Source organism: Xanthomonas sp. CFBP 8445, from assembly GCF_025666235.1.
GTDB classification, from domain to species: domain Bacteria; phylum Pseudomonadota; class Gammaproteobacteria; order Xanthomonadales; family Xanthomonadaceae; genus Xanthomonas_A; species Xanthomonas_A indica.
Map to the genome: position 1 here is coordinate 3781367 of NZ_CP102594.1, position 23512 is coordinate 3804878.

At 69.7% G+C, this 23512-nt stretch carries 24 protein-coding genes and 5 tRNA genes; 12 read left to right on the plus strand and 17 right to left on the minus strand.

Annotated elements, in window-relative coordinates; genetic code table 11:
• Positions 1–3 precede the first annotated feature (3 nt).
• The 14 genes from secE to NUG21_RS16285 all read right to left on the minus strand — a co-directional run bounded on the left by secE (position 4) and on the right by NUG21_RS16285 (position 9389).
• Positions 4–417, minus strand: coding sequence for a preprotein translocase subunit SecE (gene secE, locus NUG21_RS16220; RefSeq protein ID WP_019796555.1), 414 nt, complete (start codon positions 415–417; stop codon positions 4–6).
• A 50-nt stretch (positions 418–467) separates the two neighbouring features.
• Positions 468–543 (minus strand) — tRNA-Trp (locus tag NUG21_RS16225).
• 165 nt (positions 544–708) lie between these two features.
• Positions 709–1899 carry an elongation factor Tu gene (tuf, locus tag NUG21_RS16230; RefSeq protein WP_242081676.1) on the minus strand — a complete coding sequence of 397 codons (1191 nt, stop codon included), beginning with the start codon at positions 1897–1899 and terminating at the stop codon, positions 709–711.
• Positions 1900–1944: 45 nt separating this feature from the next.
• Positions 1945–2020: transfer RNA gene (locus NUG21_RS16235), tRNA-Thr, on the minus strand.
• A gap of 30 nt (positions 2021–2050) precedes the next feature.
• Positions 2051–2124, minus strand: a tRNA-Gly gene (locus tag NUG21_RS16240).
• Positions 2125–2156: 32 nt separating this feature from the next.
• Positions 2157–2242, minus strand: a tRNA-Tyr gene (locus tag NUG21_RS16245).
• A 159-nt stretch (positions 2243–2401) separates the two neighbouring features.
• Complete coding sequence (gene ychF, locus NUG21_RS16250; RefSeq protein WP_184502333.1) at positions 2402–3493, minus strand: redox-regulated ATPase YchF; 1092 nt, start codon at positions 3491–3493, stop codon at positions 2402–2404.
• A gap of 73 nt (positions 3494–3566) precedes the next feature.
• A complete protein-coding gene (gene pth, locus NUG21_RS16255) occupies positions 3567–4151 on the minus strand; it encodes an aminoacyl-tRNA hydrolase (RefSeq protein WP_019797973.1) in 585 nt (194 codons plus the stop codon).
• Between the two features lie 54 nt (positions 4152–4205).
• Complete coding sequence (locus NUG21_RS16260; RefSeq protein ID WP_017907366.1) at positions 4206–4853, minus strand: 50S ribosomal protein L25/general stress protein Ctc; 648 nt, start codon at positions 4851–4853, stop codon at positions 4206–4208.
• Positions 4854–5021: 168 nt separating this feature from the next.
• Complete coding sequence (locus tag NUG21_RS16265) at positions 5022–5981, minus strand: ribose-phosphate diphosphokinase (RefSeq protein WP_184502335.1); 960 nt, start codon at positions 5979–5981, stop codon at positions 5022–5024.
• A 138-nt stretch (positions 5982–6119) separates the two neighbouring features.
• Positions 6120–6196: transfer RNA gene (locus tag NUG21_RS16270), tRNA-Gln, on the minus strand.
• Between the two features lie 12 nt (positions 6197–6208).
• Positions 6209–7072, minus strand: a complete 864-nt coding sequence (ispE, locus tag NUG21_RS16275; RefSeq protein WP_263391398.1) for a 4-(cytidine 5'-diphospho)-2-C-methyl-D-erythritol kinase — start codon at positions 7070–7072, stop codon at positions 6209–6211.
• Positions 7069–7656, minus strand: a complete 588-nt coding sequence (lolB, locus tag NUG21_RS16280) for a lipoprotein insertase outer membrane protein LolB (protein WP_263393101.1) — start codon at positions 7654–7656, stop codon at positions 7069–7071. The genes ispE and lolB overlap by 4 nt, the downstream gene beginning before the upstream one ends.
• 62 nt (positions 7657–7718) lie before the next feature.
• Positions 7719–9389: a tetratricopeptide repeat protein gene (locus NUG21_RS16285; protein WP_263391399.1), complete on the minus strand. Its 1671-nt coding sequence runs from the start codon at positions 9387–9389 to the stop codon at positions 7719–7721.
• Between the two features lie 66 nt (positions 9390–9455).
• On the opposite strand from NUG21_RS16285, the gene hemA reads away from it, so the two are divergent.
• The 8 genes from hemA to ppk2 all read left to right on the plus strand — a co-directional run bounded on the left by hemA (position 9456) and on the right by ppk2 (position 16837).
• Positions 9456–10739, plus strand: a complete 1284-nt coding sequence (gene hemA / locus NUG21_RS16290; protein ID WP_160959199.1) for a glutamyl-tRNA reductase — start codon at positions 9456–9458, stop codon at positions 10737–10739.
• Positions 10717–11802, plus strand: coding sequence for a peptide chain release factor 1 (gene prfA, locus NUG21_RS16295; RefSeq protein ID WP_184502340.1), 1086 nt, complete (start codon positions 10717–10719; stop codon positions 11800–11802). Before hemA ends, prfA begins: the two co-directional genes overlap by 23 nt.
• Complete coding sequence (locus tag NUG21_RS16300) at positions 11799–12251, plus strand: GNAT family N-acetyltransferase (RefSeq protein ID WP_263391400.1); 453 nt, start codon at positions 11799–11801, stop codon at positions 12249–12251. Before prfA ends, NUG21_RS16300 begins: the two co-directional genes overlap by 4 nt.
• Before the next feature lie 40 nt (positions 12252–12291).
• Complete coding sequence (locus tag NUG21_RS16305; RefSeq protein ID WP_263391401.1) at positions 12292–14004, plus strand: O-linked N-acetylglucosamine transferase, SPINDLY family protein; 1713 nt, start codon at positions 12292–12294, stop codon at positions 14002–14004.
• 358 nt (positions 14005–14362) lie between these two features.
• Entirely contained in the window at positions 14363–14941 is a 579-nt protein-coding gene (locus NUG21_RS16310; RefSeq protein ID WP_242160314.1) for a hypothetical protein, read from the plus strand.
• 234 nt (positions 14942–15175) lie between these two features.
• Positions 15176–15694: a molybdenum cofactor biosynthesis protein B gene (gene moaB / locus NUG21_RS16315; protein WP_242160313.1), complete on the plus strand. Its 519-nt coding sequence runs from the start codon at positions 15176–15178 to the stop codon at positions 15692–15694.
• A 13-nt stretch (positions 15695–15707) separates the two neighbouring features.
• Positions 15708–16052, plus strand: a complete 345-nt coding sequence (locus NUG21_RS16320; protein WP_010341252.1) for a helix-turn-helix domain-containing protein — start codon at positions 15708–15710, stop codon at positions 16050–16052.
• Complete coding sequence (gene ppk2 / locus NUG21_RS16325; RefSeq protein WP_263391402.1) at positions 16049–16837, plus strand: polyphosphate kinase 2; 789 nt, start codon at positions 16049–16051, stop codon at positions 16835–16837. Before NUG21_RS16320 ends, ppk2 begins: the two co-directional genes overlap by 4 nt.
• 454 nt (positions 16838–17291) lie before the next feature.
• On the opposite strand, the gene NUG21_RS16330 is transcribed toward ppk2, so the two are convergent.
• On the minus strand, positions 17292–17915 hold the full coding sequence (locus NUG21_RS16330; protein ID WP_242160372.1) for a TlpA family protein disulfide reductase: 624 nt from the start codon (positions 17913–17915) through the stop codon (positions 17292–17294).
• A gap of 5 nt (positions 17916–17920) precedes the next feature.
• Positions 17921–19195: a YihY family inner membrane protein gene (locus NUG21_RS16335; protein ID WP_184502570.1), complete on the minus strand. Its 1275-nt coding sequence runs from the start codon at positions 19193–19195 to the stop codon at positions 17921–17923.
• A gap of 76 nt (positions 19196–19271) precedes the next feature.
• Here NUG21_RS16335 and wrbA point away from each other — a divergent pair, with 76 nt between their 5' ends.
• The 4 genes from wrbA (at position 19272) to ybaK (ending at position 21269) form a co-directional block, all read left to right on the plus strand.
• Positions 19272–19868 carry an NAD(P)H:quinone oxidoreductase gene (gene wrbA / locus NUG21_RS16340; protein WP_152246294.1) on the plus strand — a complete coding sequence of 199 codons (597 nt, stop codon included), beginning with the start codon at positions 19272–19274 and terminating at the stop codon, positions 19866–19868.
• On the plus strand, positions 19865–20221 hold the full coding sequence (locus tag NUG21_RS16345; protein WP_263391403.1) for a DUF2069 domain-containing protein: 357 nt from the start codon (positions 19865–19867) through the stop codon (positions 20219–20221). The genes wrbA and NUG21_RS16345 overlap by 4 nt, the downstream gene beginning before the upstream one ends.
• A gap of 79 nt (positions 20222–20300) precedes the next feature.
• On the plus strand, positions 20301–20786 hold the full coding sequence (locus NUG21_RS16350) for an asparaginase domain-containing protein (RefSeq protein ID WP_017909075.1): 486 nt from the start codon (positions 20301–20303) through the stop codon (positions 20784–20786).
• A 9-nt stretch (positions 20787–20795) separates the two neighbouring features.
• Positions 20796–21269, plus strand: a complete 474-nt coding sequence (gene ybaK / locus NUG21_RS16355) for a Cys-tRNA(Pro) deacylase (RefSeq protein ID WP_242081688.1) — start codon at positions 20796–20798, stop codon at positions 21267–21269.
• A gap of 319 nt (positions 21270–21588) precedes the next feature.
• Here ybaK and NUG21_RS16360 read toward each other — a convergent pair whose 3' ends face one another.
• On the minus strand, positions 21589–23370 hold the full coding sequence (locus NUG21_RS16360) for a serine protease ExpR (RefSeq protein WP_263391404.1): 1782 nt from the start codon (positions 23368–23370) through the stop codon (positions 21589–21591).
• Between the last annotated feature and the right edge of the window lie 142 nt (positions 23371–23512).

Below are 23512 nucleotides of genomic sequence, written 5' to 3' on the forward strand. Positions count from 1 at the left end.
TCCTCAACGGCTCACGAACCACTGCATCAGCTTCTGGATCAGGAAATCGAACCCGCCCAGCAACAGACTCAGAATGATCACCACCACGATCACCACCCAGGTGGTGCGAATGGCCTCCTGACGGGTCGGCCACACCACCTTGCGCAGTTCGAAACGGGACTCGGACAGGAACTCGCGGCCTTCGCGGCCCTTGGCGGTCAGCAGGAACACCGCGGCACCGGCCACCAGACCCGCGATCACCGCCAGTGCGCGCAGCGGACCGGACCAGCTCCCCAGCTGTGCAGCACGGCTCGACTCGCCGAACCAGAACCAGACAAACAGGCCGGCGACCACCAGCAGCGCAGCGATGACGTACTTGACGATATCGCCGCCGGAGGATGCGGCGGGGCCTTTGGAATGCTCGATCTTGCTGTTCATCCGACTCTTGCTGCTATGCGACCGAGGTCACTGGATAGGGAGCGGCAGATTGGCACGCCAGGAGGGACTCGAACCCCCAACCTGCGGTTTTGGAGACCGCTGCTCTGCCAATTGAGCTACTGGCGTGTAGTAAGAACGACTGCACTTCCCTGAGACGGCGAAGGCGGACCGAAGGTTCCGGCCCGCCCTTCGCTGAACCCGGCGACCGAAGTCGCCTGCACCTCGTCGGATTCCGGCGACCGAAGCCGCCGTCCTGCCGTCGAGCCCGGCGGCCTTGGCCGCCGGAGGGCATTACTTGATGATCTTGGCCACCACGCCGGCGCCGACGGTACGGCCGCCTTCGCGGATCGCGAAGCGCAGACCTTCGTCCATCGCCACCGGGTTGATCAGCGTCACCACCATCTTGACGTTGTCGCCCGGCATCACCATTTCCACGCCTTCCGGCAGCTGCACCGCACCGGTGATGTCGGTGGTGCGGAAGTAGAACTGCGGGCGATAGCCCTTGAAGAACGGGGTGTGACGGCCACCCTCGTCCTTCGACAGCACGTACACTTCGGCTTCGAAGTCGGTGTGCGGCTTGATCGAACCCGGCTTGCACAGCACCTGGCCGCGCTCCACGTCGTCACGCTTGGTGCCGCGCAGCAGCAGGCCCGCGTTGTCGCCCGCCTGGCCCTGATCCAGCAGCTTGCGGAACATTTCCACACCGGTCACGGTGGTCTTCTGCGTGGCACGGATGCCGACGATTTCGATTTCGTCGCCCACCTTGATCACGCCGCGCTCGATACGGCCGGTCACCACGGTGCCGCGGCCCGAGATCGAGAACACGTCTTCCACCGGCATCAGGAACGGCTTGTCCACGTCGCGCTGCGGCTCCGGGATGAACGAGTCCAGCGCGTCCACCAGCTTCAGGATCGCCGGCACGCCGATCTCGCTCTGGTCGCCTTCCAGCGCCAGGCGGGCCGAACCGTGGATGATCGGGGTGTCGTCGCCCGGGAAGTCGTACTTGCTCAGCAGCTCCCGCACTTCCATCTCGACCAGCTCGAGCAGCTCGGCGTCGTCGACCATGTCGGCCTTGTTCAGGAACACCACGATGTGCGGCACGCCGACCTGACGCGACAGCAGGATGTGCTCGCGGGTCTGCGGCATCGGGCCGTCAGCGGCCGAGCACACCAGGATCGCGCCGTCCATCTGCGCCGCACCGGTGATCATGTTCTTGACGTAGTCCGCGTGACCCGGGCAATCCACGTGCGCGTAGTGGCGCGTCGGGGATTCGTATTCCACGTGGGCGGTCGAGATCGTGATGCCGCGCGCCTTCTCTTCCGGCGCCGCGTCGATCGCGTCATACGCCTTGAACTCGCCGCCGAAGCGCTCTGCGCCGATCTTGGTCAGCGCCGCGGTCAGCGTGGTCTTGCCGTGGTCGACGTGACCGATGGTGCCGACGTTGACGTGCGGCTTGGTGCGCTCGAACTTACCCTTGGCCATGGCTGCTTCTTCTCGATGATCGTAGAAAGATTTGACGACTGAATATGGTGCTCACGAAAGGAATCGAACCTTCGACCTCCTCCTTACCAAGGAGGTGCTCTACCGACTGAGCTACGTGAGCGTTGTTCTATTGTGACACAAGCGCGTTCAATGGAGCGGGAGACGGGAATCGAACCCGCACCATCAGCTTGGAAGGCTGAGGTTCTACCGTTGAACTACTCCCGCTACGGGATGCCGCACTGCCACAACAAAATAACTGGTGGAGGGAGGTGGATTCGAACCACCGAAGGCGTAAGCCAGCAGATTTACAGTCTGCCCCCGTTGGCCGCTTGGGTATCCCTCCAACTTACCCACTCGAACCCGGCTGCGAAGCCGAAATCAGAGAGGGGTGAAACAGCCCGCTATTCTTCCCTGACATCCTCGCCTTGTCAACAGTATTTTGACGCGATGTCGAAGGAAATCGTCGTTGCCCGCATGCGCCCGGCCAGGACGCACGCGCGCATCAGACGTTGAAGCGGAAATGCAGGATATCGCCTTCCTGCACGCGGTACTCCTTGCCCTCCAGGCGCAGGCGCCCGGCTTCCTTGGCGCCGGCCTCGCCCTTGTACTTGATGAAGTCGTCGTAGGCGATGGTTTCGGCGCGGATGAAGCCCTTCTCGAAGTCGGTGTGGATCACCGCCGCGGCCTGCGGCGCGGTCGACCCGGCCTTGACCGTCCAGGCGCGCACTTCCTTCACCCCGGCGGTGAAGTAGGTCTGCAGCCCCAACAGGGTGTAGCCGGCACGGATCACCCGGTTCAGGCCCGGCTCGCTCAGGCCCAGGTCGGCCAGGAACGCGTCGCGATCGGCATCGTCGAGTTGCGACAGCTCTTCCTCGATCGCCGCCGACACCGGCACCACTTCGGCCCCCTCGGCCGCGGCATGCGCACGCACCGCATCCAGGTGCGGGTTGTTCTCGAAGCCGTCTTCCAGCACGTTGGCGATGTACATCACCGGCTTGAGGGTGAGCAGGAACAGATCGCGCACCAGCGCCTTCTCCTCCTCGTCCAGGCCAGCGTTGCGCCCGGCCTTGCCCTCTGCCAGCGCGGCCTGCAGCTTGGCCAGCACCGGCTTGCGCGCGGCCGCATCCTTGTCGCCACCCTTGGCCGCGCGCTCGGCGCGGTTTAGCGCCTTCTCGACGCTGTCCAGGTCGGCCAGGGCCAACTCGGTGTCGATGGTCTCGATGTCGGAGACCGGGTCGACCTTGTTGTTCACGTGGATGATGTCGCCATGCTCGAAGCAGCGCACCACGTGGGTGATCGCATCGACCTCGCGGATGTGCGCCAGGAACTTGTTGCCCAGGCCTTCACCGCTGGCCGCACCGGCAACCAGGCCGGCGATGTCGACGAACTCGACCGCGGTCGGCACGACCTTCTGCGGATTGATGATCGCCGCCAGCGCGTTCAGGCGCGGATCCGGCACCGGCACCACGCCCACGTTCGGCTCGATGGTGCAGAACGGAAAATTGGCCGCGGCGATGCCCGCCTTGGTCAGCGCATTGAACAGGGTCGACTTGCCGACGTTGGGCAGGCCGACGATGCCGCATTTGATGCCCATGTGTGTGATCCGGGATTTGGGATTCGGGATTGGGGATTCGCCAGCCGCGCGGCCACGAATCCCCAATCCCCAATCACGAATCCCTGCTCGTATGCAACCGCTTCATCGCCTCGTTGAAGTCGCCCTGCACGGCCAGCGGCAGCACCGCGATGGCGTCGTCGATGGCGCGATCGATGAGGACCTGGTCGTCCTTGCCGGCACGCCCCAGCACCCACGGCACCACCTTGTCCTTGTGGCCGGGATGGCCGATGCCGATGCGCAGGCGGTGGAAGCCGGCATGCCCGAGCAGGCGGATGGTATCGCGCAGTCCGTTCTGGCCGCCGTGGCCGCCGTCGAACTTGAGCCGCGCCGTGCCCGGCGCCAGGTCCAGTTCGTCGTGCGCCAGCAGCGCCTGCGCCGGTTCGATCTTCCAGAAGCGCAAGGCAGCCGTCACCGACTTGCCGCTGAGGTTCATGAAGGTGGCCGGCTTCAGCAGCCACACCGCCTGCCCCGCGACCTCGATCTTGGCGGTCTCGCCGAACAGCTTGGCGTCCACGCTCCAGCGCGCGCCGGCCCGTTCGGCCAACGCGTCGACAAAACGAAACCCGGCGTTGTGCCGGGTATTCGCGTGTTCGGCGCCGGGATTGCCCAGGCCGACGATCAGACGCAGACCAGTCATGCGCAATGCATCGCCGCAGCGTCCGGACCGAGGGCCCGGACGCTGCGCAGGCGATTACTTGCCGTCCTTCTTGGCCGGCTCGGCGGCAGCCGCCGCGTCGGTGGCTTCCGGCTCTTCCTCGACACGGCCGTGCTTGGCGATGACCACCGCCACGTCGTGCTCCTTGCCCAGCTTCAGTTCCGGCAGCTCGACGCCGGCCGGCAGCTTCAGATCGGACAGGTGGATCACGTCGCCGACCGACAGCGCGGCCAGGTCGACTTCGACGAACTCCGGCAGGTCCTTCGGCAGGCACACCACCTGGATTTCGTTCAGCTCGTGGGTGACGACCACTTCGGCCGACTTGCCGGCCGGGGACACGTCCTCGTTGATGAAGTGCAGCGGCACCGAGGCGTGCAGGGCTTCGTTGTCGTTCACGCGCTGGAAGTCGATGTGCATGATCAGCTGCTTGAACGGGTGACGCTGCATATCGCGCAGCAACACCTTCTGCACGTCGCCGTTCAGGCTCAGGCTGAGGATGGACGAATAGAACCAGTCGTTCTGGCTGGCCAGCCAGACTTCGTTGTGGTCGAGCTGGATGTTGACCGGCTTCAGATCGCCACCGTAGACGATCGCCGGGATCAGGCCGTCGCGACGGAGGCGGCGGCTCGCACCCTTGCCCTCGACTTCGCGGCGCTGAACCTTGATTTCATGCGTGGTTGCCATTTGCGTTTACTACCTTGGTTGAATGAACCGCCTCGCGGCGGTTTGAAGGACTCTTCCGCGACCAGAAGAGTCTGTGTGGAGCGGGGATTGGGGATTCGGGATTGGGGATTTGCAGAGCCAGCGCCGTTGCGAATCCCCAATCCCGAATCTCCAATCCCCGCCCTTGAATCAATCGACGTACAACGAGCTCACCGACTCGCCGAAGGCGATGCGGCGGATGGTTTCGGCCAGCAGCTCGGCGACGCTCAGCTGACGGATCTTGCCGCAGGCGCGGGCGGCCTCCGACAGCGGAATCGTGTCGGTGACCACCAGTTCGTCCAGCTGCGAATTGCTGATGTTGCTCACCGCCGGGCCGGACAGCACCGCGTGCGTGCAGTACGCCGCAACCTTCAGTGCGCCGCGCTCCTTCAGCGCGGCCGCGGCGGCGCACAGGGTGCCGGCGGTGTCGACGATGTCGTCGACCAGCACGCAGGTCTTGCCCTCGACGTCGCCGATGATGTTCATCACCGTCGACACGTTGGCGCGCGGGCGGCGCTTGTCGATGATCGCCAGGTCCGCGTCGTCCAGGCGCTTGGCCACGGCACGGGCGCGCACCACGCCGCCCACGTCCGGCGACACCACGATCAGGTTGTCGGTGCCGTAGGCGCGCCAGATGTCGGCCAGCAGCAGCGGCGAGGCGTAGACGTTGTCGACCGGGATGTCGAAGAAACCCTGGATCTGGTCGGCGTGCAGGTCGACGGTCAGCACCCGGTCGGTGTTGACCGCACTGAACATCTTGGCCGCGACCTTGGCGGTGATCGGCACGCGCGAGGAACGCATGCGCCGGTCCTGCCGCGAGTAGCCGAAGTACGGCACCACCGCGGTGACGCTGGCGGCGCTGGCGCGCTTGAGCGCGTCGATGATCACCAGCAGCTCCATCAGGTTCTCTGCGCTGGGCGCGCAGGTCGGCTGGATCACGAACACTTCCTGCCGGCGCACGTTCTCCTCGATCTCCACCTGCACTTCGCCGTCGGAGAAGCTGGAGACCATCGCCTTGCCGGGGCGTACGCCCAGCTCGCGGCAGATGCTTTTGGCCAGGGGCTTGTTGGCGTTGCCGGAGAACACCAGCAGGTTGCGTTGGTCTTGCATGAGGGGTCTCTGGGGTGGCTGCAAAGAGCGTGTGGCGACGAAACGACGTGAATCGGAAAGCGAGGAGAAGCGATGCTTTTCCCATTGAATCCCCGCACATGGAGGTGCGGGCTTTTGCAGAGGGATCTGCATACTAAATGGCAGGGGCGGTAGGATTCGAACCTACGAATGCCAGGATCAAAACCTGGTGCCTTGGGCCTCTTGGCGACGCCCCTGCGTAAACCTGTTCAAGCTTCCAGCGCGTCGAGCAGCGGCGAACGCGGGACGCCGCCTGCCACCCAGGCGCGCACCCCGTCCGGCAAGTCCGCCAGCGCGCGCACGGCGGCAGCGCGATCGGCGAACTCGACGAAACACCCGCTCCCCGACCCGGTCAGGCGTGGCGTGCCGATCCGCGCGAGCGCCTGGAACGTGGCCTGGACGGCCGGTTCGCGGCGAAGCAGGACCGGCTCGAACGCATTGCCGAGCAGGAAACCTGAAACGAAGTCCGCTATTTTCGCGGGCGCAGCATCCCGCGTCAAATCCGGGGACTGGAACAGCGCCGCGGTGGGCACGTGCACGCCCGGATCGGCCAGCACATACCAGGCCGGCGGCAACCCGAGCGGGGTCAGTCGCTCGCCCACACCTTCGGCCCAGGCATCGCGCCCGCGCACGAACACCGGCACGTCCGCGCCCAGCGACAGGCCGAGGCCGGCCAGGGCATCCTCGTCCAGCCCGGCGCCCCACAACGCATTCAGCGCCACCAGCGCGGTGGCCGCATCGGACGAGCCGCCACCGAAGCCACCGCCCGCAGGAATGCGCTTTTCGACGCGGATATCCACACCGTGTGCGACATTCGCCGCTTTTTGCAGCAATCGCGCGGCACGCACCAGCAGGTCGTCGGCCTCGGCGACGCCGGCCACGGAGGGCCCGATCCGGGTCACCACGCCGTCCGCGCGCGGCCGCAGGTGCACCGTGTCGCCCCAGTCCAGCAGGCGGAACACGGTCTGCAACTGGTGGTAGCCGTCCGGCCGGCGGCCGGTGATCTGCAGAAACAGGTTCAGCTTCGCCGGGGCCGGCCAGGACGACCAGCCCCCGTCCTTGGCTCCGCTCATGGCGCAGGCACGCTCCAGGCGTCGACCAGCAGGCGCACCTTGGCGTCGCCGTTGCGCGCCTCGATGCGCCGCGGCAGCGCCGGCCGGCCATCGCTGGGCGGGTACCAGTCCTGGAATTCGATCTCCCAGCCCATCTGCCGCAGCGTGTGCGGCCGCCCCTGCGCGTCGTAGTCGACCCGCTCCGGCGCCTGCGCGTCGGTCGCCACCAGCCCGCGCACCCAATCCGGCAGCAGGCTGACCGGGATCTCCCAGCCGGTCGCCTCCAATAGCAGTTGTTCGGCGTTCTCGCCGTCGCGCGCCCCCCCTTCCAGCCCCTCCAGGCGCCCGGCCTCGGAGTGGCTGTCGCCGATCAGGCGCCAGCTCTGCCGGGTCACCGGCGCGCTGAGCTGCACTTCGTACTGCCGTTGCCGCTGCGTCCAGTCGATGCGGCCGCTGCCGCCGTTGCGCCCCTTGGTGATCGCCACCCGGCCCTGGAATGCCCAGTCCGGATGCGCCTGCAGCCACTGCGCGCGCGCCGCTTCGGCCTGCTGCGCGGCGGCATCGGGCGTGGCGACGGCGACCGGCGCCGGAGTGCGGGACGGCAGCGCGCTGCAGCCGGCCAGCAGCAGCCCGGCGGCCAGCGCCCAGGCGGTGCGCGGACCGCGCCTCACGGCGCCACCTGTTCCAGAGCGCGGCGCAGCGCGCGGTTGTCCGGATCGAGCTTGCGCGCTTCGTCGAAGTACTTGTTGGCCTCCTCGCGCTTGCCCTGCTCCCACAGCACCTGGCCGATGTGCGCGGCGATCTCCGGATCCTTCACCAGGCTCCAGGCGCGGCGCAGTTGCACCAGCGCCTCCTGGGTCTTGCCCAGCCGATACAGCACCCAGCCGTAGCTGTCGATGATTGCGGCATTGTCGGGATCGGCGGTGCGTGCGCGGTCGATCAGCTGCAGCGCCTCGCGATAGCGCTTGGTGCGGTCGGCCAGGGTGTAGCCGAGCGCGTTCAGCGCCGCCACGTTCTCCGGCTCGGTGACCAGGATCTTGCGCAGATCGGCCTCGGCGCGGTCGATGCGGTCGCGACGCTCCCACGACAGCCCGCGCGCGTACAGCAGCGCGTTGTCGTCCGGATACGCGGCCAGGCCGCGCTCGAACACCTGCAGCTCGCCGGCGTCGTCGCCGCTGCGCTGGCGCAGTTCCGCCTCCAGCACATAAGCGTCGCGGCGCGCGGCATCGTCGGCCTCGGCATCGTCCTGCAGCGCGCGCGCCTCGGCGAAGGCCGCGTCCTTCTGGCCGAGCGCGTACAGCGCACCGGCGGCGCGCAGCCGCGCCTCGCTGCGCAGCGGACCGCCCGGCACGCCGCGGTACCAGTCCACCGCCTCCTGGTTGCGCTTGAGGAACTCGGCGATCTTGCCGAGCAGCAGGCGCCGCTCCGGATCGGGCCGGTCGGCGCCCTTGCGCAGTTCGTCGTACAGCGCAGTCAGGGCGGCGTTGTCCTGCAGCTTGGCCAGCATCGACGCGCGCAGGCCGTAGTTCTGGGTGGTCTGCGGCCCCAGCGCCAGCACCCGCGCCGCGGCGGCGGTGTCGCCGATCGCGTCGTAGGCATACGCCAGCGCCGTGCGCAGCTCCGGGTCGCCCGACACCTTGGGTTCCACCCCCTGCAGCAGCGCGCGCGCCTGCTCGGTCTTGCCTGCCTGCTGCAGCTGCGTGGCATGCAGCAGCGCCACGCGCGGCTCCTGCGGGAAGCGCTTGACCAGTTGATCGACGATGCGCTCGGCCAGCTTGGGCTGGTCCAGGCGCAGCGCCAGGCGCCCGAACTCCTGCCAGGCTTCGAGCTGGTCGGGGATGGCATTGGCGTCGAGCAACTGGTCCAGGGCCTTGGCCGCCACCTCCGGATCGCGGTTGCCGCTGACCAGGGCGATCAGGGCAAAACGCCAGCCGCGCGGATCCTTGTCGCGCAGCAAGGCCACCAGCAGGCTGCGCGCCTTGCGCAGGTTGCCGCTGCGCAGGGCCAGCGAAGCCTCGGCGCTGCGCATGGCCAGCGACTCCGGCGCGCGCTGGCGCCACAGCGCCAGGGCCTGGGTGGCAGCGGCGCTGTCGTTGGCCAGCATTGCGATGCGGGTGGCGCGCTCGGCCAGGCCGGCGTCGCCAGGGCTGTCGTTGGCGGCCTGCAGGTACCAGCGCGAGGCATCGGCCAGTTGCCCGGCCTGCAGGGCGAACTCGCCGGCCAGCACCGGCGTCATCACGTCCTGGGCGGGGCTCGGCGCCTTGGCCGCGGCCGGTGCGGCCACGGCGGCGATTGCGGACAGCAGCAGAAAGGTACGGATGCGAATCAGTGCGGGCATCGGAAGCGGCCGGGCCGTAAAATGGGGCCCTGAATGGCCAGCAGCTTATCGCAAGCAACTGAACAGATGACGTTGTGGGTGCTCGGATTGAACCACCAGACCGCGCCGGTCGACCTGCGCGAACGGGTGGCATTCGCCGGCGACGCCTTGCCGCGCGCGCTGCAATCGCTGCGCGCGCTGCCCGACGTCGCCGAGGCGGCGCTGCTGTCCACCTGCAACCGCACCGAGCTGTACGCGATCGCCGGCGATGCGCAACACCTGGCCGATTGGCTGGATTCGCACGCCGCCGGCCTGCACGGCTACCTGTACCAGCACCAGGACGCGGACGCCGTGCGGCATCTGTTCCGCGTCGCCACCGGGCTGGACTCGATGGTGCTGGGCGAACCGCAGATCCTCGGCCAGGTGAAGGACGCCTGGTCGCTGGCGCGCGAGCACGGGGCGATGGGCAGCCGCCTGGACCGGCTGTTCCAGCAGACCTTCTCGGTGGCCAAGCGCGCGCGCACCGACACCCGGGTCGGCGCCAATCCGGTCTCGGTCGCCTCCACCGCGGTGCGCCTGGCGCAGAGTTCCTTTGCCCGGCTCAGCGAATCCACCGTACTGCTGGTCGGCGCCGGCGAGACCATCGAGCTGGCCGCCAAGCATCTCAGCGAGGGCCGCGTGCGGCGCCTGTTGATCGCCAACCGCACCCTCGCCCACGCACAGGAACTGGCCAGCCGCCACGGCGGCGTGGCGCTGCCGCTGAGCGAGCTGGAGCGTCACCTGCACGAGGCCGACGTGGTGTTCTCGGCCACCGCCGCGCGCGAGCCGGTGGTGACGCGGGCGCAGGTCGAGCAGGCGCTGCGCGCGCGCAAGCACAAGCCGATGCTGCTGTTCGACCTGGCGGTGCCGCGCGACATCGAGGCCGGCGTGGCCGACTTGGCCGACGCCTACCTGTACACCGTCGACGACCTGGAGCGCGCGGTCGAAGACAACCGCCGCGGCCGCCGCGAGGCCGCCGAGGCGGCCGAGGCGATCATCGACCTGCAGGTCGTGCGCTACATGGAAGCGCTGCAGGCCAGCACCCGCCAGGCCCCGCTCAAGCGCCTGCGCGCGCACGGCGACAGCACCCGCGACGACGTGCTGGCCAAGGCGCGGCAACAACTGGCGCACGGCAAGCCCGCCGACGAGGTACTGGAGTTCCTCGCCAACACCCTGACCAACCGCCTGCTGCATCCGCCCACCGCGGCGCTGCGCGAGGCGGCGCTGCGCGGCGACGCCGAGCTGGCGCGCGCCGCCGAGCGCCTGTTCCCGGAGAAGCCGGGCTATTTCCATCCGATCCTGAAGACCGATGACACCGACCCTGCGCCGTAAGCTGGAGGCGCTGGCCGAGCGTCGCGAAGAACTCGAACGCCTGCTGTCCGACCCCGAGGTGGTGAGCGACAACACGCGCTTCCGCGATTACTCGCGCGAGTTCGCGCAACTGGAGCCGGTCGCCGCCGCGCTGGCCGCCGAGGCGGCGGCCAAGGCCGACCTGGCCTCGGCCGAGGCGATGCGCGCCGATCCGGAACTGCGCGAGCTGGCCGAGGAGGAAATCGCCGCCGCGCAGGCGCGCCTGGGCGAGCTGGACGCGGAACTGGCGCTGCTGCTGGTGCCGCGCGATCCGCGCGACGACGGCAACCTGTTCCTGGAAGTGCGCGCCGGCACCGGCGGCGACGAGGCGGCGATCTTCGCCGGCGACCTGTTCCGCATGTACGCGCGCTACGCCGAACGCCAGGGCTGGAAGGTGGAAGTGGAATCGGACAGCCCCGGCGAGCACGGCGGCTACAAGGAGGTCGTGGCGCGCATCGTCGGCCGCGGCGCCTATTCCAAGCTGAAATTCGAATCCGGCACGCACCGCGTGCAGCGCGTGCCGGCGACCGAATCGCAGGGCCGCATCCACACCTCCGCGGCGACGGTGGCGATCATTCCCGAGGCCGACGACGTGGAGGAGATCGCGATCAACCCGGCCGACCTGAAGATCGACACCTTCCGCTCCTCCGGCGCCGGCGGCCAGCACGTCAACAAGACCGAGTCGGCGATCCGCATCACCCACGTGCCCAGCGGCGTGGTGGTGGAGTGCCAGACCGAGCGCAGTCAGCACGCCAACCGCGACAAGGCGCTGAAGCGGCTGAAGGCGCAGTTGCTGGAGGCCGAGCGCAGCAAGCAGGCCGCGGCCGAGGCGCAGGACCGCAAGCTGCAGGTCGGCAGCGGCGACCGCAGCCAGCGCATCCGCACCTACAACTTTCCGCAGGGCCGCATCACCGACCACCGCGTCGAGGGCCTGACCCTGTACGACCTGCCGAACGTGATCGAGGGCGACCTGGATGCGCTGATCGGGCGCCTGAGCCACGAGCACCAGGTCGACGAACTGGCGCGCCTGAGCGACAGCCCATGAGCGTGCGCGTGCGCCAGGCCGATGCGCACGACCTGCCGGCGCTGGCAACGCTGTTCGATGCCTACCGGCAGTTCTATGGGCAGGCGCCGGATGCGGCGACCGCGCACGCCTTCCTCGCCGCGCGCCTGGGCAACGCCGAGTCGGTCGTGCTGCTGGCCGAGCGCGATGCGCAGGCCGCCGGCTTCGTGCAGTTGTATCCGTCCTTCTCCTCGGTGCGGGCGGCGCGGGTGTGGATCCTCAACGATCTGTACGTGGCGCCGGCGCACCGCCGCCACGGCGTGGCGCAGGCGCTGCTGCATGCCGCCGAGCGCCACGCCGCAAACGACGGCGCGGTGCGCATCGTGCTGGAGACGGCGCAGGACAATCTGTCCGCGCAGGCGCTGTACCGCGCCTGCGGCTGGCAGCAGGACCTGAGCGCGCAGCACTACGTCAAGGCGCTGGCGCCGTGAATGCGCGCCGCCCGCAATCGGCCGCGACCGCGACGGCCGCATGAACGGCGGCAGCGACGAACGCCTGCAACTGCAGGCCGCGGTGCGGCGCGATCCGCAGGATTTCCTGGCCTGGGTGATGCTCGCCGACGCCGAACTCGGCGCCGGCGCGGTGGCGGCCGGCGAACAGGCCGCCGCGCGCGCATTGCAGTTGCGCCCCGGGCATCCGGAGGCGCTGGCGCGGCTGGGGCGGGTGCGCTGGACCCAGGGTCGCCATGCCGAGGCGACGCAGGCCCTGCGCCAGGCGCTGCAGCAGGCGCCGCAGCACCCGGGCATCGCGGTGTGGCTGGGCCACGCGCTGGAAGACAGCGGCGAGGCCGAGGCCGCGGCGCAGGCCTACGCGCATGCCCATGCCCTGCTGCCGCAGGAACCGTCGATCGCCGCCTACCTGTTGAACTGGCGGCGCAAGCTGTGCGACTGGCGCGAACTGGACGCGCTGTCGCAGCAGGTGCGCAGCGCGGTGCGGCAAGGGCAGCCGACGATCGAACCGTTCGCCTTCCTCAACGAGGACGCGGGCGCGGACGAGCAACTGCGCTGCGCGCGCAACCGCGCCCAGGCGCTGGCGCGCACCCTCGCACCGCTGCCCGCCACGCAGGTGCGCCGCGATGGCGCGTTGCGCATCGGCTTCCTGTCCAACGGCTTCGGCGCGCATCCCACCGGCCTGCTGACCGTTGCCCTGTTCGAGCGCCTGCGCGCGCACGCCGACCTGCAGGTGCACCTGTTCGCGCTCAACGGCGACGACCGCAGCGCGCTCCGCGCGCGCCTGCAGGCGGCCGCACACGCGTGGCACGAGGTCGCCGGGCAGCCGCACCGGCAGATCGCCCAGCGCATCCGCGACGCCGGCATCGACCTGCTGTTCGATCTGCGCGGCTGGGGCGGCGGCGGCACGCCGGAGGTGCTGGCGCTGCGCCCGGCACCGGTGCAGCTGAACTGGCTGGCCTACCCCGGCACCTCCGGCGCGCCATGGATCGACTACGTGGTCGGCGATGCCTACGCGTTGCCGCCCGCGCTGGCCGCGCACTACAGCGAGCGGGTGCTGCGGCTGCCGCGCGCCTTCCAGCCGTCCGACGATACCCGCCCCATCGGTATTCCGCCCGCGCGCCGCGATTGCGGGCTGCCCGAACACGGCACCGTGTTCTGCTGCTTCAACAACAGCTACAAACTCGGCCCACGCAGCATGGCGCGGATGCTGGAGGTGCTGCGCCAGGTACCGGACAGCGTGCTGTGGCTGCTGTCCGGCCCGGGCCAGGCCGATGACCGGCTGCGGGCGGTCGCCGCAGCGGCGGGCGTGGAACCGACGCGCCTGCGCTTCATGCCCAAGCTGGCGCATCCGGACTATCTGGCGCGCTACCGGCACGCCGACCTGTTCCTGGATACGCATCCGTACAACGCGCACACCACCGCGTCCGATGCCTTGTGGGCCGGCTGCCCGGTGTTGACCTGCCCCGGCAGCACCTTCGCCGCCCGCGTGGCCGGCAGCCTCAACCATCATCTCGGCCTGGACGAGATGAATGCCGCCGACGACGCGGCGTTCGTCGCCACCGCGGTGCGCCTGGGGCGCGATCCCACGGCGCTGCACGCGTTGCGCGAAAAGCTGCAAGCGCGGCGCGCGGACAGCGGCCTGTTCGACATGCAAAGCTTCGCCGACGACTTCGCCGCGCTGCTGCGCGACACCGCGGCCCGCCACGGCTGGCAAGGCGCAGCCTCGGCCTGATCGCTTGCGCCTGCGCTGCGCGCCGCGGGATGCATCGAGCAGCGCAAGGTACTGGAACGCACTCCTGTTGCCATCGGGGTGGCCGATGCCTCCCCCTGGCATCGCATCCTTCGACCGCGCACACGACACACCCGGCGAGGAGGACGCGCCATCGCTGCAGATCCCACCGATGCGTCACCGGCAGCGGGTGCGAGGCGCTGCGCGTGCATCCCCTTACCTGCGTCTCGCGGATCGCCCCCGATGCTTGACCTCAAGCGAACTTGAGGTCCGATACTCCGCGCACGCTCCCTGTGCAGATCCCGCGATGTCGCCATCGTTCCCTCACCCGCTGCCCCTTCATCCCACGCCAGCGCGCAGCATGCTGCTCGCCGAGGCGCCCATCCCCGACCGCACCGCGCTGCTCGACTGCGTGCGCGGCCTGTGCGACCACCGACTGCAGGCCCTGACCTGGATGGAATCCCTGGGCGACACCCCCGACCTGCTGTACGCACGCTGCTGCTGCGACGCCGCGCCGGAACTGCATGGGCTGCTACGCGCGCGCCTGCCGGCGCTACGGCGGACGCTGCGCCGCTACCGGCGCATCCGCAGCGGCGTGTCCGATCCACATCGGGAAGCGTCCTGCGTGGTGGTCACGCGCGTCCCGACGCGCGATGCGGCATCGGCGCAGCGCCGTGCCGATGCCGCCTTCGCCGCCCTGCAGAACGGCGCGCATGCGCTGCGGGGCCTGATCGCCTCGCACCTCTACCTGTCCGACGATGGCCGCACCCTGCTCGAACGCACCGAGTGGCACAGCGCCGACGCGCAGCGACGCGCACTGCAGCGCGAGCCCGAGCGCCTGCCGCTGGCTGCCGATCGTGCCGCCAACGTATGTCGCTTCCGGCCACGCATGTTGGCGCTGCCATGTGAAGAAAGGACCACCGCCCATGCCCACGCCTGAATCGACAGAGCGCCGTGCCTGCAGGCTTCCCGCCGCAGCCTGCAGGCACGCCGCCTGCGGCCGCTGATCACACTTCCGGCCTTGACGCCCCGCTCAGGCATTTCCGCTCGGCAGCCAGCATTGCGCGACGTGCCGGCTCGGTCCGCGACGGCCTCCCTTGCCCAACGCAGCCGCGGCTGAAGCGGTGGCGCCGGCAGGCTATACGCCGGCCGGGCGAGCGGCTAGGCTGCCGGCATGAGCGCCAACGCCGACTTCATCGCCTTGAACCTGTGCGTGCTGACCGTCTCGGACACGCGCACCCTCGAGCAGGACAGCTCCGGCGACTACCTGGTCGCCGCGCTCGGCGGCGCCGGCCACCGCCTGCATGCGCGGGCGCTGCTGCCGGACGACCGCTACCGGATGCGCGCCACGGTCTCGGCCTGGATCGCCGATCCCGCCGTGGACGGCATCCTGGTCACGGGCGGCACCGGCTTCACCGGCCGCGACTCCACGCCCGAGGCGCTGCTGCCGCTGCTGGACAAGGAGATGCCCGGGTTCGGCGAACTGTTCCGCGCGATCAGCGTCGAGGAGATCGGCACCTCCTCCCTGCAGTCGCGCGCCTTCGCCGGCCTGGCCAACGCCACCTTCCTGTTCTGCCTGCCCGGCTCCACCTCGGCCTGCCGCACCGCCTGGGAGCGGATCATCGCCGCGCAACTGGATGCCCGCACCCGCCCCTGCAATCTGGCGACGCTGCGCCCGCGACTGAAGGAATAACCTGGACTCGCGCATGCCCCTGGATACCACGTTGCGTCTGCTGGCCAAGGCCAGCGGCATGAGCGCCGCGGACATCGCCGCGGCCATTCCGCGCGCCGGCGCGGCCACGGTCAAAGCCTGGATGGCCGGCGAAAAACTGCCCGGACGCGCCCAGCTCACCGCCTTGGCGCGCACCTTCGGCGTCCCCGCCGGCGCGCTGCTCGGCGAACTGGCCAGCCAACTGGACCCGGCGCGCACCCGCGGCGAACACGACCTGCTGCAGGCCTACCGCGCCCTCGATGCCCGCCAGCAGGGCGCGCTGCTGGAAGTGGCGCGCAGCATGGCCGGCACCGGCACCCGCAAGCGGAGCAGCAAATGAGTCACCTCAAGCGCAAGCAGTACAAGGCCCTGATGCAACCGCTGCAGCTGGAGCTGATGGCGATGGCGCAGGCGGTGCAGCACAGCGGCGAGCGCGTGCTGGTCCTGTTCGAAGGCCGCGACACCGCCGGCAAGGGCGGCGCGATCCAGGCCATCGCCGAACACCTCAACCCACGCCAATGCCGCGTGGTGGCCCTGCCCAAGCCGACCGACCGCGAAGCCACGCAGTGGTATTTCCAGCGCCACATCGCGCACCTGCCGGCCGCCGGCGAGATCGTGCTGATGGACCGCAGCTGGTACAACCGCGCCGGCGTGGAGCGGGTCATGGGCTACTGCAGCGATGCCGAGTACCACGCCTTCCTGCGCCAGACCCCGCTGTTCGAGCGGTTGTTGGTGGACGACGGTATCCGCCTGTTCAAGTACTGGCTGTGCGTGGACCAGGCGCAGCAGGAAAAGCGCTTCGCCGAGCGCCTGCACGACCCGCTGAAGGGCTGGAAACTGTCGCCGGTGGACCTGAAGTCGCGCAGCCAGTACGCCGACTACACCCGCGCCCGCGAAGCGATGCTGGAAACCACCCACCGCGACTACGCGCCGTGGACCCTGGTCGATTTCAACGACCAGAAGCGCGGCCGCCTGACCCTGGTCCGGCACCTGCTCGACCAGTTGCCGGAAACCCGCCTGCACGAACCGGACCTGGACCTGCCGCCGCTGAAGCACAAGCTGCACAAGGAAAAGTTCGGGCTGCTGCAGCCGATTCCCTCGTATGGGGTCGGGAGTGGGGACTAGGAAGCCGGGATTGGGTGAGCGTGCGGCGTGCAATCGTCGTCCGAATGCACGTTGCTGGGCTGCGCGATTAGCCGCTTCGGTGGAACAGGTCGCAGCTGAAGCCGCTCCTACGCTGGATCCCGGCCACGGAGCAGGCGCCTGCTGCCTCCTGTAGGAGCGGCTTCAGCCGCGACGGGCGGAACCATCCAAGCCTCTCGTCGGGCAAGGCGTCGGGACTGAAATCCCTCCTACAAGGAAAGCGCTGCGCTTCCGACGCATCGGAGGGCGGTGCGGGCGCACCCGCAGCGCCAGCACGGGTCGGCTTTCCGAGTCGCGGCTGAAGCCGCTCCTACGGCGGCTCCGCGGCCCAGCGGCGATCGGACGGCGACACCATGCGCACGCACGGAAGTAGACATCCCCAATCCCGAATCCCCAATCCCGGGCGGCGGCCTCGCCACCCAGGCCACTGACAGCCTCAGCCCGCCGCCTTCGCCTTGCCCTGCCCCGGCGCCGGACCGCCGGCGGCGGCGATCGCGGTTTCGATGTCGTGGGCGGTGACCGGCCCCAGGAACTGCTTGGCGACCTTGCCATCGGGCGCGATCAGGTAGGTCATCGGCAGGCCGCGCGGGGTGGCGAAATCGGCCGGCGGCGCGTAGGTGTCGACGATGACGATCGGGTAGGCCACCGGATGCTGCTTCAGGAAGGCCTGCATCTCCGCCGGCTCGATGTCCTCGTAGGCCAGGCCCACCACCTCGATGTTGTCGCGCATCACGTGCAGGGCCGACAGCTCCGGCATCTCCTTCAGGCACGGCGCGCACCAGGTGGCCCAGAAATTCACCACCACCCACTGCCCGCGATGCGCGGCCAGGTCGTACTCACGCCCGTCCACCGCCTTCATCTTCAGGGTCGGCTCGGGGCGGGTCTCCTGCACCACCGATGGTCCAGCCGCCGGCGCGGCGGGCGCTTCCGGTGCTGCCGGCGCCTTGGGCGCGGCGGACGGCGCGGTGGTCGCGGCGCCGTCGGCCGGCTTCGGCGTGGGCTGGCGGTCGCAGCCGGCCAGCAACGCGGCGGCGGCGAACAGCGGGAACAGCAGGCGCATGGCGGTCATGCAAGGTCTCCGATCTCGGTGTAGAGGTCGCCGACACGACGCTTGAGCACGTCGCGCAGCGGCAGGCGCAGTTCGTCCAGCGCGCGGCAGGCCGCCTGGCCCAGGGCGTCGTCGCGGCACGGCAGATAGCTTTCGACGACGGGGATGCGCAACTGGCAATTCTCGTACAGTTCGGCCACCGGCAGGTCGCTCAGGTCGCGGGCCAGCAGCCAGTCGCCTTGTTCGGTGCGGCGGAGCAGGCGGATGCGTTCCAGTTCGCACAGCAGTTGCTGCATCAGCGAGTCGGTCAGCATCGGCTCCAACTGCAGGATCTGGTCCTCCTGCAGTCCGCTGCCCTGCTTGCGCGCCTGCGCGAAGCGCCCGAGCAGGCGCAGCAGGCCGTAGATCTCGTAGCCGGCCGGCAGGCGCATCGAGGCCGGCTGGTAGCGGAAGGCGGCGATCGAGGACGATACCGAGGCGCCGAGCAGGATCGCGATCCAGCTCAGGTAGATCCACAGCAGGAAGATCGGCACGAACGCGACCGTGCCGTAGATGCGCTGGTACGACTGGAAGCTGCCCAGGTACAGACTCAGGCCCCACTTCACCAGTTCCAGCAGCAGCACCGCCAGCAGCGCGCCCGGCACCGCATGGCGCAGCTTGACCGTGTGGTGCGGCACCACCCGGTACACCAGGGTGATGCACACGAATTCGATCAGCACCGGCGCCACGCTCAGTACTACCTGCGCCAGCAGCCGGCCCTCGCTGGTCTTGAACAGCGGCAGCGCGAAGAACCGCGCCGACACCGCCAGCGACGCCGCGGCCAGCAGCGCACCAAGGGTCAGCACGGTCCAGTACACCAGGAAGCGGGTCAGTTGCGGCCGCGCCGAGACCACCCGCCAGATCTGGTTGAAGGTCTGCTCGACGCTGTTGAGGGTGATCAGCAGCGAGACCACCAGCGCGATCACGCCGGCGGTGGTCAGTTGCCCGGCACTGGCCGAGAACTGCCGCAGGTAGGACTCCACCGAGCGCGCCGCGGCCGGCACGAAGTTGGAGAAGATGTAGTCGCTGAGCTGGTCGCTCCACTTGTCGAACACCGGGAACGCCGACAGCACCCCGAACACCACCACCGCCAACGGCACCAGCGCAAAGATGGTGGTGTAGGCCAGCGAGGCCGCGGCCTGGAACAGGCGGTCGTCGATGAAGCGCCGCCACAGGAAGCCGGCGAAGCTGCGCATGCGCGCGCGGTCGCGCAGGCGGTCGGCCCAGAGGTTGACGGTGTCCAGCGGCTGCATCGGGCAAGGGTACCCGATGCGCATGGACGCCGGCATCGTCGATACTGGCGGCCGTTCCGATCCACGAGAGGGCCGCATGGCCGAGATTCTGGTCCTGTACTACAGCCGCGGCGGCTCGGTGGCGCGCCTGGCACGGCAGATCGCGCGCGGCGTCGGCGAAGTGCCGGGCATGACCGCGCGCCTGCGCACCGTGCCGCCGGTGGCGGCAGTCACCCAGACCAGCGCACCGCCGGTGCCCGACAGCGGCGCGCCGTACGTGGATGCCAGCGACCTGCGCGAATGCGTGGGCCTGGCACTGGGCAGCCCGACCCGTTTCGGCAACATGGCCGCGCCGGTCAAGCACTTCATCGACGGCCTCGGCGCCGACTGGGCCAGCGGCACCCTCGCCGGCAAGCCGGCGGCGGTGTTCACCTCGACCGCCTCCCTGCACGGCGGCCAGGAAGCCACCCTGCTGTCGATGCATCTGCCGCTGCTGCACCACGGTTGCCTGATCGTCGGCATCCCCTACACCGAACCGCTGCTCAGCAGCACTCGCAGCGGCGGCACGCCCTATGGCGCCAGCCACGTCGCCGGCGCCGACGACGACCCGCAACCCAGCGAGGAAGAAGCGCAGCTGGCGCGCGCGCTCGGCCGACGCCTGGCCGACATCGCGCAACGACTGGCGGCGCCATGAGTGGTGTGCGCCTGCGGGTGGCGCTGGGGGTGGCGCTGCTGGCGCTGGCGGCGCTGTTCGCGGCCTGGTTCCACGACGATCGCCACCGTCTGGCCGCCCTGCTGGTGTTCGCGCTGCCGCCGCTGCTGCTCGCCGTGGGCGTGCTGCGCGGCTCGGCGCTGGCGCGATTCTGGAGCGGCGTCGGCGCGCTGCTGTGGTTCAGCCACGGGGTGATGACCGCCTGGAGCCACCCGCCGCAGCGCGGCTACGGCTGGGCCGAACTGCTGCTGGCGCTGCTGGTGGTGGGCCTGTCCAGCGCGCCGGGCATCCGCGCGCGTTTCGCCCGCCGCCGCGGCGCGGCCGGGCGCGACTGAGCGGGCGCCCCGCCGCGCCCGGTATCATGGACGGCCTGCGCGGCCACGGCCGCGTCCCGACATGCTTCTAGGAACGGCAATGGAAGAACTCCTGATCGTCACCACCGGCGGCACGATCGACAAGATCTACTTCGACGACAAGTCCGACTATCAGATCGGCGACCCGCAGATCGGCCAGATCCTCAAGGAACTGGGCGTGACCTTCCGCTTCACCGTGATCCCGATCATCCGCAAGGATTCGCTGCACATCACCGACGAAGACCGCGAACTGATCCGCGCCACCATCGCCGCGCAGTCCGCGCGCCATGTGCTGATCACCCACGGCACCGACTCGATGGTGCAGACCGGCAAGGTGCTGCAGGCGATCGAAGGCAAGACCATCGTGATGACCGGTGCGCTGAACCCGGCCCGCTTCCGCGGCTCCGACGCCGAGTTCAACATCGGCTGCGCGGTGGGTGCGGTGCAGTCGCTGCCGGCCGGCGTCTACATCGCCATGAACGGGCGCATCTGGGACCCGCAGAAGGTGCGCAAGAACGTGGCGGCCAACCGCTTCGAAGCCGCCTGAGCGACCGCGATGTCCAAGGCCACACGCGCAACCACGGCGTTGGACGCGGCCGGCATCGCGTATCGGCTGCATCCCTACGACTACGCCGCCGAGGCTGGCGCCAAGGGCCTGCAGGCCGCGCAGGCGCTGGGCCTGCCGCCGGAGCGGGTACTGAAGAGCCTGATGGCCTGGGTCGACACGCGCGCGGTCTGCGCGGTGGTGCCATCCGACCGCCGCGTGCAGCTGAAGAAGCTGGCCGCCGCCGCAGGCGGCAAGGCCGCGCGGATGATGGAGGCTGCCGAGGCCGAGCGCCGCACCGGCTACAAGGTCGGCGGCATCAGTCCGCTGGGCCAGCAGCGGCCGGCGCCGGTGCTGATCGAGCAATCGGCGCTGGGCGCGGGCAGCGTGTGGTTCAACGCCGGGCAACGCGGCCTGCTGCTGGAGATGGAGGCCGCGCAGGTGCTCGACGCGCTGCAGGCGCGTGCCTGCGATCTGTGCGAGTAATGGCGACATCGGAGCGGGTGGCGTAGATCGCGATCCTGCCCATCGCCGCGCCGGACAGCGCCTGCGCCGTGGCATTGGCGGGCACCCGGATCTACGCGGTCGTGCCGGCGAGCGGATCCACACGACGACCGCAGCGGTGGCTGGCAGGACGTAGCGCCATGGCGCGCCACGCGGCAGTGCGCGCGCATCGCCCATAAAAAAGCCCCGCGCCGAAGCGCGGGGCGACCGAGAGTGGCAGCAGCGGCGTCCTGGCCGCCCGCTGCGATCCGGCACCGGGAGGTGCGCGGCGGCCATGGCGCGGCCGCCGCGACGGAGTGCCTCAGTAATCGGCCTTCAGGCTGACGCCGGAGAACGTGCTGTACGCCTTCACCCGCACATAGTAGGTGCCGGCCTGCGGCGAGTTGAAGGTGCAGGTCTCGTTGTTGCCGTTGCGGTACGGACGGCAGTCGTAGGCTGAATCGGTCGGCGCGCTGCCGAAGCGCACGTACAGGTCGGCATCGCCGCTACCGCCGGAGGTGGCGACCGACAGGCTGCTGGCACCGGACGGCACCTTGACCGTGTAGTTCAACGAGGAACCGGTGTTGGCGCTGAGGTTGGTGACCGCCACGCCGTCCTGCAGTTCGTTGCTGCTGCCGCCACCGCCGCCACCACCGCCGCTGCCGCCGTTCTGCGCCGCGGTGACCGCTGCGTTGGCGTCGAGCAGGCCGGCGCCGCAACCCTGCGAGCAGGAGAAGCTGGCCGCGGTGTTCTTGATGGTGCTTTCCACCTGCGCCGGGGTCAGCGCGGTCGGCGCCACCGACTGCATCAGCGCGACCACGCCGGCCACGTGCGGCGTCGCCATCGAGGTGCCGCTGTAGGAGGCGTAGCTGGCGTTGCCCGGGGTGGTGGTGCCGTCGTTGAGGGTCGACAGGATGCTCGAACCCGGCGCGGAGATGTCGATGCCCGAGCCGTAGTTCGAGTAGCTGGCCTTGGCCCGCGACGAGGTGGTGGCCGCCACCGCGATCACGTTGTTGCAGTTGGCCGGCACCGAGCTGGACACGTTGGTCGAGCTGTTGCCCGCCGCCACCACCACCGTGGTGCCGCGGCCGACCGCGCCGTTGATCGCGTTCTGGTAGGTGCTCGAGCAGGTGCCGCTGCCGCCCAGCGACATGTTGATCACTTCGGCCGGGTTCTGGTTGGCCGGCACGCCGCTGACGGTGCCACCGGAGGCCCAGGTGATCGCATCGGCGATGTCGGAGGTGTAGCCGCCGCACTTGCCGAGCACGCGCACCGGCACGATCTTGGCGTTGAACGCGGTGCCGGCCACGCCGGTGCCGTTGTTGGTGACCGCGGCGATGGTGCCGGCCACGTGGGTGCCGTGCCAGCTGGAGTCGGAGGCGGGCGAGCCGGAGTAGCACTCGCCGGCGGCGGACCAGTCGCCTTCGTCGGACGGGTCGCTGTCGCGGCCGTTGCCGTCGCGCGCGGCGTCGGCGTCGCTGATGAAGTCGTAGCCGGGCAGGATGTTGGCGTTGAGATCCGGGTGACTGGTGATGCCGGTGTCGATCACCGCCACGACCACGCCGTTGCCGGTGGCCTTGTCCCAGGCCGAGCGCACGTTGATGCCGGCGTTGCTGGTGCCGAAGGCCCACTGGTCGCCCAGGCGCGGGTCGTTCGGGGTCAGCGCGATGGTCATGCGCTGGTCGACCTCGACGTACTCGACGTTCGGGTCGGCGGCGATCTGCCGCATCAGCGTCTCGGCCTCGGCACGGTCCAGCGGACGGCTGGCCTTGACCACTTCCGGCCCCAGCGCCAGGCGGCGCAGGCTGGTCAGGCCGAGCGCACGGCCGTTCTTGGCCGGCAGCGCGGCGGCGGCCGACTGCAGCGTGGCGCGCAGCGCCGCCGAGGGCGCGGCAGCGGCCGCGGAGGCGCTGGAGATGCTGATCGGCGCGGCGTCGCGGGTCTTGACGATGAAGCGCTGCACGGTCGGCTCAGAAGACAGGCCGGAGAGGTTCACGTCACCGGCGAAGGCCGGGGTGGCCAGCAGCAGCGAGGTGAGAGCGGAGGCGCCCAGCACGACCAGCCACGGACGCTGGCGCGAACCACGATGCGACATTTCGAACATTCGGACTTCCTTTCGGTTGAGTAGCCGCCTGCTGGCGGTGTTCCGCGCCGCACCGGTCCGGCCCTGACCTGAACCTGGCGTGCATTGCGAGCCCGGCCGACCCACGTGTTGCCGACCATTCATCGAACCTAGCTCAGTACAA

Bases quoted from the DNA above. Each gene is read 5' to 3' on its own strand.
- NUG21_RS16305 (WP_263391401.1), top strand. From the start codon at position 12,292: ATGAACGGCGGCAGCGACGAACGCCTGCAACTGCAGGCCGCGGTGCGG.
- ispE (WP_263391398.1), bottom strand. From the start codon at position 7,072: ATGAGCGGAGCCAAGGACGGGGGCTGGTCGTCCTGGCCGGCCCCGGCG.
- NUG21_RS16265 (WP_184502335.1), bottom strand. From the start codon at position 5,981: ATGCAAGACCAACGCAACCTGCTGGTGTTCTCCGGCAACGCCAACAAG.
- ybaK (WP_242081688.1), top strand. From the start codon at position 20,796: ATGTCCAAGGCCACACGCGCAACCACGGCGTTGGACGCGGCCGGCATC.
- ychF (WP_184502333.1), bottom strand. From the start codon at position 3,493: ATGGGCATCAAATGCGGCATCGTCGGCCTGCCCAACGTCGGCAAGTCG.
- wrbA (WP_152246294.1), top strand. From the start codon at position 19,272: ATGGCCGAGATTCTGGTCCTGTACTACAGCCGCGGCGGCTCGGTGGCG.
- NUG21_RS16330 (WP_242160372.1), bottom strand. From the start codon at position 17,915: ATGCGCCTGCTGTTCCCGCTGTTCGCCGCCGCCGCGTTGCTGGCCGGC.
- secE (WP_019796555.1), bottom strand. From the start codon at position 417: ATGAACAGCAAGATCGAGCATTCCAAAGGCCCCGCCGCATCCTCCGGC.
- NUG21_RS16285 (WP_263391399.1), bottom strand. From the start codon at position 9,389: ATGCCCGCACTGATTCGCATCCGTACCTTTCTGCTGCTGTCCGCAATC.
- NUG21_RS16360 (WP_263391404.1), bottom strand. From the start codon at position 23,370: ATGTTCGAAATGTCGCATCGTGGTTCGCGCCAGCGTCCGTGGCTGGTC.
- ppk2 (WP_263391402.1), top strand. From the start codon at position 16,049: ATGAGTCACCTCAAGCGCAAGCAGTACAAGGCCCTGATGCAACCGCTG.
- NUG21_RS16300 (WP_263391400.1), top strand. From the start codon at position 11,799: ATGAGCGTGCGCGTGCGCCAGGCCGATGCGCACGACCTGCCGGCGCTG.
- NUG21_RS16350 (WP_017909075.1), top strand. From the start codon at position 20,301: ATGGAAGAACTCCTGATCGTCACCACCGGCGGCACGATCGACAAGATC.
- NUG21_RS16260 (WP_017907366.1), bottom strand. From the start codon at position 4,853: ATGGCAACCACGCATGAAATCAAGGTTCAGCGCCGCGAAGTCGAGGGC.
- hemA (WP_160959199.1), top strand. From the start codon at position 9,456: ATGACGTTGTGGGTGCTCGGATTGAACCACCAGACCGCGCCGGTCGAC.
- prfA (WP_184502340.1), top strand. From the start codon at position 10,717: ATGACACCGACCCTGCGCCGTAAGCTGGAGGCGCTGGCCGAGCGTCGC.
- NUG21_RS16320 (WP_010341252.1), top strand. From the start codon at position 15,708: ATGCCCCTGGATACCACGTTGCGTCTGCTGGCCAAGGCCAGCGGCATG.
- NUG21_RS16345 (WP_263391403.1), top strand. From the start codon at position 19,865: ATGAGTGGTGTGCGCCTGCGGGTGGCGCTGGGGGTGGCGCTGCTGGCG.
- pth (WP_019797973.1), bottom strand. From the start codon at position 4,151: ATGACTGGTCTGCGTCTGATCGTCGGCCTGGGCAATCCCGGCGCCGAA.
- NUG21_RS16310 (WP_242160314.1), top strand. From the start codon at position 14,363: ATGCTGCTCGCCGAGGCGCCCATCCCCGACCGCACCGCGCTGCTCGAC.
- moaB (WP_242160313.1), top strand. From the start codon at position 15,176: ATGAGCGCCAACGCCGACTTCATCGCCTTGAACCTGTGCGTGCTGACC.
- tuf (WP_242081676.1), bottom strand. From the start codon at position 1,899: ATGGCCAAGGGTAAGTTCGAGCGCACCAAGCCGCACGTCAACGTCGGC.
- NUG21_RS16335 (WP_184502570.1), bottom strand. From the start codon at position 19,195: ATGCAGCCGCTGGACACCGTCAACCTCTGGGCCGACCGCCTGCGCGAC.